General features: G+C 63.3%; 12 protein-coding genes. 6 read left to right on the forward strand and 6 right to left on the reverse strand.

Annotated elements, in window-relative coordinates:
* Positions 1 to 54: 54 nt before the first annotated feature.
* Genes ACQ4WL_RS18570 through ACQ4WL_RS18580 form a run of 3 tightly spaced genes read right to left on the reverse strand, consistent with a single transcriptional unit; the run spans position 55 to position 2689 of the window.
* Positions 55 to 420, reverse strand: coding sequence for a ribonuclease E inhibitor RraB (locus ACQ4WL_RS18570; RefSeq protein ID WP_436511058.1), 366 nt, complete (start codon positions 418 to 420; stop codon positions 55 to 57).
* A 23-nt stretch (positions 421 to 443) separates the two neighbouring features.
* The gene (locus tag ACQ4WL_RS18575; RefSeq protein WP_436511059.1) at positions 444 to 1958 is read right to left on the reverse strand and encodes a sensor histidine kinase; all 1515 of its coding nucleotides are present in this window, start codon (positions 1956 to 1958) and stop codon (positions 444 to 446) included.
* A complete protein-coding gene (locus ACQ4WL_RS18580; RefSeq protein ID WP_436511060.1) occupies positions 1955 to 2689 on the reverse strand; it encodes a response regulator in 735 nt (244 codons plus the stop codon). The genes ACQ4WL_RS18575 and ACQ4WL_RS18580 overlap by 4 nt, the downstream gene beginning before the upstream one ends.
* Positions 2690 to 2891: 202 nt before the next feature.
* Between ACQ4WL_RS18580 and ACQ4WL_RS18585 the strand changes: the two genes are divergently transcribed.
* The 5 genes from ACQ4WL_RS18585 to ACQ4WL_RS18605 all read left to right on the forward strand — a co-directional run bounded on the left by ACQ4WL_RS18585 (position 2892) and on the right by ACQ4WL_RS18605 (position 9061).
* A complete protein-coding gene (locus ACQ4WL_RS18585; RefSeq protein WP_436511061.1) occupies positions 2892 to 3953 on the forward strand; it encodes a porin in 1062 nt (353 codons plus the stop codon).
* A gap of 3 nt (positions 3954 to 3956) precedes the next feature.
* Complete coding sequence (locus ACQ4WL_RS18590) at positions 3957 to 4943, forward strand: Bug family tripartite tricarboxylate transporter substrate binding protein (protein ID WP_436511062.1); 987 nt, start codon at positions 3957 to 3959, stop codon at positions 4941 to 4943.
* 44 nt (positions 4944 to 4987) lie between these two features.
* Positions 4988 to 6085 carry an ABC transporter substrate-binding protein gene (locus tag ACQ4WL_RS18595; protein ID WP_436511063.1) on the forward strand — a complete coding sequence of 366 codons (1098 nt, stop codon included), beginning with the start codon at positions 4988 to 4990 and terminating at the stop codon, positions 6083 to 6085.
* A gap of 78 nt (positions 6086 to 6163) precedes the next feature.
* Positions 6164 to 7954 (forward strand): ABC transporter permease, encoded by a 1791-nt coding sequence (locus ACQ4WL_RS18600; RefSeq protein ID WP_436511064.1) that lies wholly within the window; start codon positions 6164 to 6166, stop codon positions 7952 to 7954.
* A gap of 33 nt (positions 7955 to 7987) precedes the next feature.
* Positions 7988 to 9061: an ABC transporter ATP-binding protein gene (locus tag ACQ4WL_RS18605; RefSeq protein ID WP_436511065.1), complete on the forward strand. Its 1074-nt coding sequence runs from the start codon at positions 7988 to 7990 to the stop codon at positions 9059 to 9061.
* 48 nt (positions 9062 to 9109) lie between these two features.
* On the opposite strand, the gene ACQ4WL_RS18610 is transcribed toward ACQ4WL_RS18605, so the two are convergent.
* Genes ACQ4WL_RS18610 through ACQ4WL_RS18620 form a run of 3 tightly spaced genes read right to left on the reverse strand, consistent with a single transcriptional unit; the run spans position 9110 to position 10761 of the window.
* On the reverse strand, positions 9110 to 9895 hold the full coding sequence (locus ACQ4WL_RS18610) for a DUF2145 domain-containing protein (RefSeq protein WP_436511066.1): 786 nt from the start codon (positions 9893 to 9895) through the stop codon (positions 9110 to 9112).
* Positions 9896 to 9899: 4 nt separating this feature from the next.
* Positions 9900 to 10310 (reverse strand): hypothetical protein, encoded by a 411-nt coding sequence (locus tag ACQ4WL_RS18615; protein ID WP_436511067.1) that lies wholly within the window; start codon positions 10308 to 10310, stop codon positions 9900 to 9902.
* A gap of 28 nt (positions 10311 to 10338) precedes the next feature.
* Complete coding sequence (locus ACQ4WL_RS18620; protein WP_436511068.1) at positions 10339 to 10761, reverse strand: hypothetical protein; 423 nt, start codon at positions 10759 to 10761, stop codon at positions 10339 to 10341.
* 156 nt (positions 10762 to 10917) lie between these two features.
* Here ACQ4WL_RS18620 and ACQ4WL_RS18625 point away from each other — a divergent pair, with 156 nt between their 5' ends.
* Entirely contained in the window at positions 10918 to 11661 is a 744-nt protein-coding gene (locus ACQ4WL_RS18625; protein ID WP_251374034.1) for a helix-turn-helix domain-containing protein, read from the forward strand.
* The last annotated feature ends 8 nt before the right edge of the window (positions 11662 to 11669 follow it).

Below are 11669 nucleotides of genomic sequence, written 5' to 3' on the forward strand. Positions count from 1 at the left end.
AGGCTGCATGCAAAACGGCGCCCGCGGGCGCCGTTTTTTCATGGGCAGACTGTCTTACAGCTGCGGCACGTCGGGCGCGCCGACCGGGCCGACATCCATGCCGTCATAGCTGGCCAGCTGGTTTTCCTGGGCAAACGTCATCAGTTCGCCATTGCGCGCATGCAGGCTGTCGACGCTGTGCACTTCCGCTTTTTCCACGTGCAGCACCCACACGGGAGCGGCGGCCGGGTCGTCGAGTTCCGGCTGGTACAGTTCCACGGGGCGGTAGCCCTGCAGCGCCAGCAGGGTGGCGGCCTGCTCCAGCGGTTCGGAAGTCGGGTTGGTGAAGTAATAGCCCCACAGCAGCGGCTGGGACAGGTCCCAGGGCGCGTTCTCGGCGATATTGGCGAACAGTTCGGTTACGTCTTCTTTGGTCATCATGGCGGTTGGCCTTCATTAAAATCTCAGGGCGTGATCTTAGCATCGACTTGCGCTGCAGCGAAATGCACGCTGACCTTCAATCCGCGTCCGTTGGCCGCCGTGGCCAGTTCCAGACGCGCGCCGTGCAGGGCGGCGATGTCGCGCACGATGGCCAGGCCCAGCCCGGCGCCGCCCGGGTTGCTCTCGAGCGCCGCGCCGACCCGGTAGAACGGTGTAAGCACGCGTTCGCGCTCGGCCGGCGGGATGCCCTTGCCGCTGTCTTCTACCTCCAGCACCGTTTCGTTTCCATGGCCGCCCGCGCGCACGCGCAGGATCACGCTGCCGCCCTGCGGCGTGTAGCGCAGGGCGTTGTCGACCAGATTCGCCAGCAGTTCGTGCAGCAGCAACGCCTGGCCATGCACGGGCGCGTCGTCCGGCGCTTCCAGCGACAGGTCGATATGCTTGCCGACGGCAGCCATGGCCATTTCCAGTCCTACCTGCTGCGCCACGTCGCGCAGCGAGACGGTATCCATGGTCAGGCTGTCGCCGCCATGCTCGATGCGCGCCAGGGTCAGCAGGCGGTTGGCCAGCAGCACGGTCGAATCGGTGGTGGCGGCGATCGAGCGCACGATGTCGCGCAGGGCGGCCATGTCGGACGGCGTGCCGGCCTGGCGGTCGCATTCGCGCATGGCCAGTTCGGCCTGGGTTTTCAGCACCGTCAACGGCGTGCGCAGCTGGTGCGAGGCGTCGGCGATGAAACGGCGCTGGCTGGCGATCAGCTGCTGCAGGCGCGACATGGCGCCGTTCATGGCGCTCACCAGCGGGCGCATTTCCTTGTGCACCAGCGTGGGATCGACGTCGGAAAGGTCCGACAGGGTGCGCGTCTCGACTTCCGTTTTCAAGCGCATCAGCGGCCGCAGCACCAGGCGCACGGCAAACCACACGAGGGCGCCCATCACCAGTATCATCGCTGCCTGCCAGCTCAGGGTATCGAACAGGATCTGGTTCGACAATCCTCGCCGCGCATCGAGCGTTTCGGCCACCTGGATCAGGGCGATGCCGCGCATCGAGTCGTCGTAGACGGGTTGCAGCAGGGCGGCGATGCGGATCGGCTTGCCGTGGTAATCGGCGTGGTAAAAGCGCACCAGAGCCGGATAATTCTGCGAGCGGGGCACGTTTTTCGGCACGGGCGGCAAATCGCCATAGCCCGAGACCAGTTCGCCATTGATGCCCGTGACCTTGTAGTAGATGCGGCCAAGGGTGTCGGTCTCGAAGCTGTCGAGCGCCACGTAGGGCACTTCGGCCACCACCTTGCCGCCGACGATGGAGACGCGCTCGGCCAGCGCCCGCGTCGACGCCAGCAAGGAGCGGTCGTAGGCCATGTCGGCCGCGTCGAGCGCGTTGCGGTAGACAAAGACGGCATCGAGCAGCACCAGCATCACCAGCGGGATGAGCAGCCAGCGCAGCAACTGGCTGCGCAGGCTGCCCAGCGGCCGGCCCAGCGCCCAGCGCCGGCGCAGGCGCTCGAACAGGGGCAGGCGTGGGGCGCGTACGCTCATTTTGGCGTGGCCGGCGCCGTGGCGCTGCGCGGCTGCAGCAGGTAGCCGATGCCGCGCAGGGTGGTGATGACGGCGCCGTCGGGCGTGCCGTTTTCCACGCCGTTTTCCACGCTGTTTTCCAACTTCTTGCGCACGCGGTGGATATATAGTTCAATGGCGTCCAGGTTGACGTCGTCGGCCAGCGCGAAGACTTCGTCGAACAGCTTTTCCTTGGATACGGCGCGCCCGGAGCGCGTGATCAGCGCCTCGAGCACCGCGTGTTCGCGCGGCGTCAGGGGGAACGGGGCGCCGGCATAGCTGAACATGCGCGTGACGGTGTCGAAACTGAGCGTACCGCAGGTGTGCACCAGCGCTTCGTTGCCCTGGCTGCGGCGCAGCAGGGCTTTTACGCGCGCTTCCAGTTCGGCCAGTTCGAACGGCTTGGCCATGTAGTCGTCGGCGCCCAGGTTCAGGCCCTGTACCTTGTCATCGAGGCCGCCGCGCGCCGTGAGTATCATGACGGGAGTCTTGCCACGCGTGCCGCCACGCGCGCGCAGGCGGCGCAGCACGTCCAGGCCGTCCATCTTCGGCAGTGTCAGGTCGAGCAGCACCAACGAGTATTCCTGCGTATGCAGCAGGGCGTCGGCATCGGCGCCATTGTGGGCGGTCTCCACCGTCAGGTGCGCGTCGCGCAGGGCCTTTGCCAGCCAGTGCGACAGCTCCAGATGGTCTTCCACTAATAATATGCGCATGGTCTCCGCCATTCGTTGAAATGATGCAGTGTAAGCCTGCCGGCAGGGGAGGCGATGAATATGTTGATATCCCTTGTGGCTGGCGGGCGACACCTGTCAGTCTGAAAGCGAATTGAAAGGATGGCACTCATATAGTGTGATCCTGATTCATGAAATGGATCAGGCATATCACCAATAAATATATCTAAGGGAGACACGTTACATGAACAAAACTGCATTCTCGCTGGCCGCCATGGCGGTGCTCGCCGCAGCCGGCAGTGCCCACGCCCAGTCGAACGTCACCCTGTACGGTCGCCTGGACGCCGGTATCAGCAACACCAGCAACGCCGGTCCGAACAAAAGCTCGATGACGCAAGTCAGTTCGGGTGGCATGAACACGTCGCGCTGGGGCATCCTGGGCAGCGAAGACCTGGGTGGCGGCCTGAAGGCCGTGTTCAATCTGGAAGGCGGCATTCTGGTCGACACGGGCGCCGCCGATGGCGCGCTGTTCAAGCGCCAGGCCAACGTGGGCCTGGAAGGCGCGTTTGGCCGCGTCGTGCTGGGGCGCTCGTTTACCACCGTGTATGACTTCGTGCTGCCGTTCGATCCGATGGGCTACGCGCCTTTCTATTCGTGGGCGACAGCGGGCGGCAAGGCTGTGCAAGGTCAGTACGGCATGACGACGGCCTTCGACAATATGGTCAAGTACTCGGGCAAGACGGGCGGCTTCAGCTACGGCGCGTCGTACGGTTTCGGCGAGCAGACGACGGGTAATTCGGACAGCGCCAAGCTGTCGACGGCCGTCACCTACAAGACCGGTCCTGTCAGCCTGCTGGCCACGTATGAACAGGTGAACGGCATTGCCATCGCCGGCGGCGCGCGCGACAAGACCACCGTGTACCACCTGGGCGCCATGTATGACGACGGCCCGTGGAAAGTGCAGGCGGCGGCGCGCGACTACAAGCTCGATCCGGTTGCCTCCGGCAAGGCCGACGTGCGCGGCACCCTGTACTGGGGCGGCGTCAGCTACAAGACCACGCCGGTCATCACCCTGACGGGCGTGATTTACTACCAGGACGTGAAAAACGTGGCCGCCAATCTCGATGCCGACCCGATCATGTACGTGGCGCGCGTGCGCTATGCGCTGTCCAAACGCACTGACCTGTACGTGGCCGGCGCCTACGCCAAGGCCAAGCACAATCAGCTGGTCAGCCTGTCGCGTGACGATGCCGGTTTCGGCGACACGCAGCGCGGCCTGATCGCCGGTATCCAGCACCGCTTCTAAGCCATGACGATGCTGCGCTCCCTGTTCCTGTCGCTGCTGTGCCTGCTGCCTGCCCTTGTGGCGGCGCAGGTGTCCACGCCGGCCGAGTGCGTGGTGCCTTCCAAGCCGGGCGGCGCCATGGACCTGACCTGCAAGCTGGCGAAAAAAGGCCTGGCGCAGGAGGGCGTGGCAGCCACGTCTGCAGGATCGGCGATGCGCATCAGCTATCTGCCTGGCGGCATCGGCGCCGTGGCCTGGCATTCGATGGCATCGCAACGGCGCCGCGCGGAGCCCAACACCCTGGTGGCCTTTTCGGGCGGCTCGCTGCTCAATCTGGCGCAGGGCAAGTTCGGCAATGCCAAGGCGGGCGATGTGCGCTGGGTGGCGGCGTTGGGCGCCGACTACGGCATGATCGCCGTGCGCAGCGATTCGCCCTACAAGACCCTGGCCGACCTGATCGCCGCGCTGCGCCAGCATCCGGACAAGGTGCTGATCGGTGTCTCCGGCACTATCGGCAGCCAGGACTGGCTGAAGATGGCGCTGCTGGCGCGCCATGCCGGCATCGATCCGAAAGTGCTGCGTTTTGTCGCACTCGAAGGCGGCGGCGAAGTGTTTACGGCGATGCAGGCCGATTACGTGCAGGTGGTCTCGGGCGACACGTCGGAGGCCACGCTGAACGCCAGCGCCAACCATGCGCGCGTACTGGCTGTGCTGTCGGAAAAACGCCTGCCCGGCGTGCTGGCGAACGTGCCGACGGCGCGCGAGCAGGGCTTCGACGTGGTCTGGCCCATCATCCGCGGCGTGTGGATGGGACCCCAGGTGCCGGAGGCGGACTACCAGCGCTGGGTGGCCACGTTCGAGCGCGCCATGGCCACGCCGCAGTTTGCCGAGTGGCGCGCGCAGGCTGGCTTGTACCCATTCGCCCTGACGGGGCCGAAGCTGACCGCGTATGTCAAGAAGGCGGTCGACGAGTATGCCAGGCAGGCGAATGAGCTTGGCCTGATGCGCTGAACGACATCCTATTAAAAAACCTATTCATAGACGGAGACAACCCCATGCAAACCAAGACACTGCTTCAAGCCGCCCTTGCCACCGCGTTTGCCAGCCTGGCCGGCGCCGCTTTCGCGCAAGTGCCGACCGGCTATCCAGCCGACTACCAGAAGATCATTGACGCGGCCAAGAAGGAAGGCAAGGTGGTGATCTACAGTGCCACCGACAGCAAGGCCGCCGCGCCGCTGATCAAGGATTTCAGCGCCCTGTATCCGGGCATCTCGGTCGAATACAACGACATGAATTCCACCGAAGTGTATAACCGCTTCATTTCCGAAGTGGCCGCAGGCGGCAATACGGCCGACGTGATGTGGTCGTCGGCGATGGACTTGCAGATGCGCCTGGCCTCGGACGGCTACGCCCTGAAATACAAGTCGGTCGAAGCGGCGAAGATTCCCGGCTGGGCCATGTGGGACGACCAGGCTTACGGCACCACGTTCGAGCCGGCTGCCATCGTCTACAACAAGCGTTTGCTCGATGCCAAGGAAGTGCCGAAGAACCACGATGACTTTGTCAAGCTGATCGCCACGCCGAAATTCAAGGACAAGGTCACCACCTACGACATCGAAAAATCGGGCGTGGGCTTCATGTTCATGGCGCAGGATGCCAAGGAATACCCGCAATTCCTGGCGCTGGAAAACGCGTTTGGTGCGGCCAAGGTCCGCGTGCAGTCGTCGACGGGCACCATGATGGAGCGTATCTCCTCGGGTGAAAACCTGATCGGCTACAACGTGCTGGGCTCCTACGCCCTGGTGCGCGCCAAGACCGACCCGTCGATCGGCGTGGTGCTGCCCAAGGATTACACCCTGATTTTGTCGCGCGTGCAGTTCATCAACAAGAATGCGAAGAATGTCAACGCCAGCAAGCTGTGGCTCGATTACATCTTGTCGCACCGCGGCCAGACCATCATCGCCAACGGCGCCAAGCTGTTCGCGATCCGCGCCGATGTCACGGGCGAAACCACGTCGGCCGACTTGATCAAGGTCATCGGCGCGGCCAACGTCAAGCCGATCCCCGTGCACCCGATCATTCTGCAATTTTTGGGACCTGCCAAGCGCATGGCGTTCCTGAAACAATGGAAAGAGACCGCCGGCAAGAAGTAGGAATAGCCAACGCCGTCTTGGCCGCCCGCGAGCCTGGCTTGCGGGCGCACGCCGCACCCTTCATTCATTGGATTCATCATGCAAACTGCCATCTTGCCGCTGCCTGCACGGTCGCGCTCTCCCTTGTCGCGCCTGAACTGGTCGCGCGGCGTGGTTGTGACGATCACGCTGATCGCCATTTTCCTGCCGCTGTTCCTGATTTTTTATCAGAGCTTTTTGAACGCGCCGTTTTTCATGCCTGTGCGCGAATTCGGCTTTGACTCCTATCGTTTCATCTTCGATGATCCCGATTTCTCGATGGCCTTCAAGAATGGCCTGATGCTGGCCTTCGGCCTGACCGTCATCGCCGTGCCGCTGGGCGGCATGCTGGCCTTCCTGATGGTGCGCACCGATTTGCCGGGCCGCGGCTGGGTGGCGCCCATGCTGCTGGTCCCCATTTTTGTCTCGCCGATGGTGATGGGCTTTGGCTACGTCGTGTCGATGGGGCCTGTGGGCTTTTACTCGATATGGGCCAAGGAGCTGCTCGGCTTCGTGCCCTGGAATATTTATTCCTTCACCAGCATCGTCATCATCGCCGGCCTGACGCACGTGCCGCACGTCTATCTGTATGCCTCGTCAGCGCTGAAAAGCCTGGGCTCGGACGTCGAAGAAGCGGCCCGCGTGGCGGGCGCCTCGCCGATCCAGGTGATGCTGAATGTATCGCTGCCGATGATCATGCCGGCGCTGGCGTATGCGGGCGTGCTGGTGTTCTTCCTCGGCTTCGAAGTATTCGGCCTGGTGCTGGTGCTCGGTGATCCGGAAGGCCATCTGGTGCTGCCGACCTATCTGTACAAGCTGACGAACAAGCTCGGTACGCCGTCGTATCACCTGATGGCCGCCGTCGCCGTCTGCCTGGTGATGGTGACCATGCCGCTGGTGATGATACAGCGCTGGCTGCTCAAGTCGGCCAACAAGTATGTGTCGATCAAGGGCAAGGGCGCGCGCAGCAAGGCCATGCCGCTGGGCCGCTGGAAGTGGCTGGCGTTTGCCTTGCTGGCGGGCTGGCTGATCTTCACCATCATCCTGCCGTTGACGGGCATCGTGCTGCGCTCCTTCGTGCAGTACTGGGGCGAAGGCGTGCATTTGGCCGACGTGCTGACCCTGCAGCATTTCCGCGACATTTTCGACCAGCCCTCGCTGGTGCGCGGCATCGTCAACACCATCCTGATCGGCGTCGTCGGCGGCGCGCTGGCCGTGGGCTGCTACAGCTTCATCGCGCTGGCCATGCACCGCAAGCAGGACGGCATCACGCGCCTGCTCGACTACAGCGTACTGGTGCCGCGCGCCGTGCCGGGTCTCCTGGCCGGCCTGTCCTTCCTGTGGGTGTTCCTGTTCGTGCCGGCCTGGCTCGACGGCATGCTCAAGGGCATGGACAACGGCGTGGCCCTGTGGCTGAGCGGCCATGTGATCCCCGTGTTGCGCGAAGTGCGCTCGACCATCTTCGCCCTGTGGCTGGCGTATTCGGTGGTGTGGATGGCCTATGGCATGCGCCTCATTTCCACCGCGCTGCTGCAGGTGGGGCCGGAACTGGAAGAGGCGGCGCGCGCCGTCGGCGCCAGCCGCGGCCAGGTGACGCGCGACGTGACTCTGCCGCTGATCAAATACGGCTTGCTGGGCGCCTGGCTGATGGTCTTCCTGATCTTCGAGCGCGAATATTCGACGGGCGTGTACCTGCTTTCGCCGGGTACGGAAGTGATCGGTGCCATGCTGGTATCGCTGTGGGCCGGCGGCTCGACCGACCTAGTGGCGGCGCTGTCCTTCATCAATATCACCCTGGTGGCCATCGGCCTGGGCATCGCGCTGCGCTTCGGCGTCAAGTTACATAACTGAGCTGCATAACTAAAAATAGAGTGAGACCACATCATGAATGAATTGACCGTCAATGAGTTGCACCTGGACTACGGTACCGGCGCTGCCGCCAACCAGATACTGAAGGGTGTTTCGATGCACCTGAAAAAAGGCGAAGTGGTCGCCTTGCTGGGGCCTTCGGGCAGCGGCAAGACCACCTTGCTGCGCGCCGTCGCCGGGCTGGAAAGCCCGAAGGCGGGCACCATCCAGATCGGCGAGCGCAATGTCTACGATGGCGCGAAACACTTCGAGATGCCGGCTGAGCACCGCAACCTGGGCCTGGTGTTCCAGTCGTACGCACTGTGGCCGCACAAGACCGTGTTCGACAACGTCGCCTACGGCCTCAAATTGCGCAAGATGGGCAGCACGGAAATCGCCGCGCGCATCAAGGAAGTGCTGACGCAGCTGGGCCTGGGGCACCTGGGCGAACGCTATCCGCATCAGCTGTCCGGCGGCCAGCAGCAGCGCGTGGCGATCGCCCGTGCACTGGTGTACAACCCGCCCGTGATCCTGCTCGACGAACCGCTGTCGAACCTGGACGCCAAGCTGCGCGAGGAAGCGCGCGCCTTCCTGCGTGAACTGATCGTGCGCCTTGGCCTGTCGGCCCTGATGGTGACGCACGACCAGGGCGAGGCGATGGCCATTTCTGACCGTATTTTGCTGCTCAATAACGGCAAGATCGAGCAGCAGGGCACGCCGCAAAGCATGTATGAAACGCCGGACACCCTGTTTACGGCCGAATTCATGGGCAGTAACAACCGCCTGCCAGGCAAGGTGGTACAGCGCGATGGCAACCAGGTGCGCCTGCTGGTCGACGGCGCGTCCATGCAGGGCGTGGCGCGCGGCGCCAACGTGGGCACGGACGTGACGACCATGATCCGCGTCGAGGAAGTGAAGATCAGCGCCACGCAGGTGGACAACGCCATCGAACTGCCGCTGCTGACGTGCATGTACCTGGGCGACCGCTGGGAATGCCTGTTTGAGCGCGCTGGCGCCGAGAACATCAGCCTGCGCGCGTATTCGCGCCACAAGCTCGAAGCGGGCAAGTACTGGCTGCACATGCCGGCCGATAAGCTCTGGGTGTTTTAACGGTGACGAGGTGGCCATCGTGGCCATCTCGTCCGTGCTGCCGCGTCCTTAATTGCCCCGCACCACGATTTCCTGCACCTTCGGTTCGCGCTGGCGCATGAAGCGCACGATGGAGTCGACGGTGACGACATCGATCTGGCGCGTCATGCGGCGCTCGAACGGGTGATCGTCGAAAGCGATATTGGCACGGAACATGCGCGCGCCCAGGCGCGTGGCGGCGGGTATGCTGAGCGTTTGCGGCGCGTAGCTGGCGCTGCGCAGCCAGCCTTGCGCTTCGGCGCGCGTTTCGATCTTGCCAGGCTCGTTGCTGGCAGCGGCCAGGGTTTCCAGCACCCACTGGTTCGAATTCTGGTACTTGGTGGAAAACGGGTAGGCCAGCATATTGTAGTGCGCCTCATGCAGGCGCTTGGGGGTGTTGCTGGTCAGCAGGCGCACCAGTTGCTGCTGCGTATCCTGGCCGGGAATCAGGATCAGGGTTTCATACATGAACACATCATCCATGAAGAAATTGCCGAGTCCCTCGTTGTACAGCGACGATTGGGCCGTGCCGCACTCATTGAGTTCATGCACCACCAGCCAGCGCCCTTTCGGGTGGTCGCGCCAGGCCAGCGCCATGTGCGAATAGCGCAAATGGTACTTCGACAGGTCTTGCCCGGCGCGTGCCACCAGCGCCACTTGCGCGCCGGACCCATCGAGCGCCAGCAAGGTCTTTTGCGCCAGCTCCATCGATTTGACGAGGGTGCTCGCATCCGTTGGTTTTTCCTCGCACGAGCGCCCCGCATGGGCGGTGCCGGCCAGGGCCAGGCTGATGATCATGGCAGTCAGGCGTTTCATGGGTTCACGCTTTCGAATGGTGGAGGATGGCATTGCCGGCCGCGTTCGGCACATACGCGATGGCCTTGCCCGACAGCAGCAGCATGTGGCCCGTCGAGACGGCCACCACCTTGACCACCGTGCCGGCTGCCAGCGACAGGCCTTGCGTGGCTTTCTGGCTCAGCTTGACGGAGGCCGTGGCGGCGGAAGATGCGCCCCTGGCTGCGCTTTTCAGCACGAGGACGCTGCCGTCGGCCACGTCTTCCACCTTGTCGATGACGATTTCACCGGCGGCGGCCAGCACCGACATGGAGCCGACCAGTACGATGGCCGAGGCCATGCTGGCGTTGTCGGAGGCGTTGGTGGTGTCGGAGTTGGCGGCCTGGACCGTCAGGCTGGCGGCACATAGCAGGGTAATGGCGAATACGTGTTTCATGGTGGTCCTGTTCTTCTTGATGGGGGCATTACACTTTGGAGTGGTGCAGCAGGGCCTTGCCCAGTTCGTTCGGGATGAAGGCGATGGCCTTGCCGGAAAGAACCAGCATATGGCCGGTGGACAGCGCCACCACATTGACCACCGTGCCGGCGGCCAGCGACAGGCCCCTGGCCGCTTGCGCGCTCATCTGGATGGACGCGCCGCCCGCTTCGGAGGCCCCTTTCAAGACGATGACGATGCCTTCACCCACCGTTTCCACGCTGGCGACGACCACCTGGCCGGAAGCGACCAGCATCGACATGGAACCTGCGACGACGACGGCGGAACCCTGGCTGAGGTTCTGCGAGCCTTTCGACAGGTTCTCCGAGGCGGCGGCATGGACCAGGCCGGGAGCGGCCACGGAGAGCGTCAACAGCGACAGGGACAGGCAGAGGGGCAGCAAGCGTTTCATGTGTTTCTCCTTCAAGTGTGCCAAGTGGCAGCGCCATCATTGTAGACTGTGGGCAATTGGTCAATGAAAACGCTACTCGTAGCGGGCAGGCATACTGCAGGTAGCGTATTGCGCTACTGCCGCCGGAACCGATGCTATTTTTTATAAAGGAAGTGCATGCCGCAAACCCACGCCTTGATCGAAGCCTTGAAACGCCTGTTGAAAGCGCGCGCCGTCACGTATGCCGAGCTGGCCCAGCGCATCGGCGTATCCGAAGCCAGCGTCAAGCGGATGTTTTCGCAAAAGCAATTTACGCTGCAGCGCCTGGACCAGATCCTGGTGGCCATCGGCAGCGATTTCCAACAGCTGGCGCTGGCCGTGCAGGCATCGCAGGCCGCGCCCACCCTGATCACCGGGCTGACGTATGCGCAGGAAAAGGAAATCATCGAAGACACCCGGCTGTTCGTGGTGGCCGTGTCCGCCCTGAACCTGTTGCCGCTGGAACAGATCGTCGCCATCTACGACATCAGCGAGGCGCAAGCCGTGAAATACCTGCTGCGCCTCGACAAGATCGGTTTTCTGGAACTGCTGCCGAATAACCGGGTCAAACTGCTGGTGGCGCGCACGTTTGCGTGGATACCGAATGGCCCCATCCACACGTATTTCAAAAAGGAAGCGTATGGCGACTATTTGAATTCGCAATTCGATGGCGAAACCGAACTGCTGCGTCTGGTGAACGTGATGCTGTCGAAGAAATCCACGGCCGCCTTGCTGGAACGCCTGAAGCAAGTGGCCGTGGAATTCTCGCAGCAACACCAGGAAGACGCGCGCCTGCCTGGCGATGAGCGCCTGGCCATCAGCTTCATGCTGGCGGCGCGGCCGTGGATGCCGCAGACGTTCAAGGCGCTGCTGCGGCAGTAGCGGCAGCG

Source organism: Janthinobacterium kochi (assembly GCF_051380715.1).
In the GTDB taxonomy this organism is placed as follows: domain Bacteria; phylum Pseudomonadota; class Gammaproteobacteria; order Burkholderiales; family Burkholderiaceae_D; genus Janthinobacterium.

Coding starts and splice junctions, on each gene's coding strand:
- ACQ4WL_RS18580 (WP_436511060.1), bottom strand. CDS start 2,689: ATGCGCATATTATTAGTGGAAGACCATCTGGAGCTGTCGCACTGGCTG.
- ACQ4WL_RS18590 (WP_436511062.1), top strand. CDS start 3,957: ATGACGATGCTGCGCTCCCTGTTCCTGTCGCTGCTGTGCCTGCTGCCT.
- ACQ4WL_RS18620 (WP_436511068.1), bottom strand. CDS start 10,761: ATGAAACGCTTGCTGCCCCTCTGCCTGTCCCTGTCGCTGTTGACGCTC.
- ACQ4WL_RS18605 (WP_436511065.1), top strand. CDS start 7,988: ATGAATGAATTGACCGTCAATGAGTTGCACCTGGACTACGGTACCGGC.
- ACQ4WL_RS18570 (WP_436511058.1), bottom strand. CDS start 420: ATGATGACCAAAGAAGACGTAACCGAACTGTTCGCCAATATCGCCGAG.
- ACQ4WL_RS18585 (WP_436511061.1), top strand. CDS start 2,892: ATGAACAAAACTGCATTCTCGCTGGCCGCCATGGCGGTGCTCGCCGCA.
- ACQ4WL_RS18625 (WP_251374034.1), top strand. CDS start 10,918: ATGCCGCAAACCCACGCCTTGATCGAAGCCTTGAAACGCCTGTTGAAA.
- ACQ4WL_RS18610 (WP_436511066.1), bottom strand. CDS start 9,895: ATGAAACGCCTGACTGCCATGATCATCAGCCTGGCCCTGGCCGGCACC.
- ACQ4WL_RS18600 (WP_436511064.1), top strand. CDS start 6,164: ATGCAAACTGCCATCTTGCCGCTGCCTGCACGGTCGCGCTCTCCCTTG.
- ACQ4WL_RS18575 (WP_436511059.1), bottom strand. CDS start 1,958: ATGAGCGTACGCGCCCCACGCCTGCCCCTGTTCGAGCGCCTGCGCCGG.
- ACQ4WL_RS18615 (WP_436511067.1), bottom strand. CDS start 10,310: ATGAAACACGTATTCGCCATTACCCTGCTATGTGCCGCCAGCCTGACG.
- ACQ4WL_RS18595 (WP_436511063.1), top strand. CDS start 4,988: ATGCAAACCAAGACACTGCTTCAAGCCGCCCTTGCCACCGCGTTTGCC.